Source organism: Mycobacterium intermedium (assembly GCF_002086275.1).
Classification (GTDB): domain Bacteria; phylum Actinomycetota; class Actinomycetes; order Mycobacteriales; family Mycobacteriaceae; genus Mycobacterium; species Mycobacterium intermedium.
Window position 1 is genome coordinate 1 of sequence record NZ_MVHT01000222.1, and the last position, 1,620, is coordinate 1,620.

1 protein-coding gene and 1 pseudogene are annotated in these 1,620 nt (G+C 64.9%); both read left to right on the forward strand.

The features are described 5' to 3' along the window. Positions 1-191, forward strand: a pseudogene (locus BST27_RS30280) (acetoacetate decarboxylase family protein); the annotation flags it as partial. Further along, positions 188-1,396 carry a cytochrome P450 gene (locus BST27_RS30285; protein ID WP_069421594.1) on the forward strand — a complete coding sequence of 403 codons (1,209 nt, stop codon included), beginning with the start codon at positions 188-190 and terminating at the stop codon, positions 1,394-1,396. The pseudogene BST27_RS30280 and the gene BST27_RS30285, both read left to right, overlap by 4 nt. Positions 1,397-1,620 lie beyond the last annotated feature (224 nt).

Sequence of the window (1,620 nt, forward strand, 5' to 3'; positions counted from 1 at the left end):
TCACCCGGGAGACGGGTTTCGAGCACACTCTGGATGGTGTGCGCACTCGGCTTGGGGGAGTGCACATCCGGTTGGGTGATCACCCGTACTCGAAAGAACTGGCGGCGCTTGGCCTTCCGAAGCGCGCGATCTTGTCCAGTTCGGCCGCGAACGTACAAATGACATTCGGCGACGCTCAGGAGATTTCATGACGGCAGCAGAAGTGGAAACCAGACCCGACGTCGACTTGACCGACGGCGCGTTCTATGCGGGTGACTCGCGTTCCGTCTACCGCTGGATGCGGGAGAACGAGCCGGTTTTCCGCGACCGCAACGGGCTGGCCGCCGCTGCGACCTACCAGGCGATCATCGATGCCGAGCGGAATCCCGAGTTGTTCTGCAACGGGGGCGGTTTCCGGCCGGACCAGGACGCGCCGCCGATGATGATCGGGATGGACGACCCGGAACACCTGCTGCGCCGAAAGCTGGTCAACGCCGGCTTCACCCGCAAGCGGGTGAAAAACCTTGAGGGATCGATCACTTCGCTCTGCGACACGCTGATCGACGCGGTCTGCGAGCGGGGGGAATGCGACTTCGTCTGGGACATCGCCGCCCCGCTGCCGATGGCGGTGATCGGCGACATGCTCGGCGTGCTTCCGGAGGACCGGGAGATGTTCCTGCGCTGGTCGGACGACATGGTCGGCTTCTTGAGCAGCACCACCTCGCAAGACGACTTCCAGGTATCGATAGACGCCTTTGCCGCCTACACCGAATACATGATGGGCATGATCAACGCCCGCAAGGCCGAGCCGACCGACGACCTGGTCAGCGTCCTCGTACACGCGGAGGTCGAGGGTTCGCGGCTGGCAGACCACGAGATCGTCACCGAGGTGCTGCTGCTGTTGATCGGCGGTGACGAAACCACCCGCCACACGCTGTCCGGTGGAACGCGGCAACTGCTGCTGCATCCCGATCAGCACCGTCGTCTGGCGAACGATCTGACGTTGTTGCCCAACGCGATCGAAGAGATGCTGCGCTGGACCGCGCCGGTGAAGAACATGGCGCGCACACTCACCGCCGACACCGATTTTCACGGTGCCGAACTGCGGAAGGGCGAGAAGATCATCCTGCTCTTCGAGTCGGCGAACTTCGACGAGAAGGTCTTCGAAGACCCGGAGACGTTCAACATCGAGCGCTACCCGAACAACCACCTGGCTTTCGGCTTCGGCACGCACTTCTGCCTGGGCAACCAGCTCGCGCGGTTGGAGCTGTCGATCATGCAGAGTCGGCTGCTGCAACGCCTTCCCGACCTGCGGCTGGCCTCCGATGACCCGCTGCCGCTGCGCCCAGCGAACTTCGTCTCCGGTTTGGAGAAGATGCCGGTGGTCTTTACGCCGAGTGCGCCGCTGCACGCGTAATTCGTCGCCGCAGCAATTCTAGGACCGCCACCGTAGCGGGTCCACGGCCGGCGTTGCCGGTTTTGGCCGGAGCTATGGGCTGTCCTGGCCGTCGTCGCCCTTGCCCATGCCGCCGCTGCCGGGGGCGCCGCCCCCGCCTCCGACGCCCACGGTGCCGCCATTGCCTCCGTCGCCTCCGCCGCCGGAGCCACCTGCCCCGCCAGCCGAACCGTCATCGCCGGCTT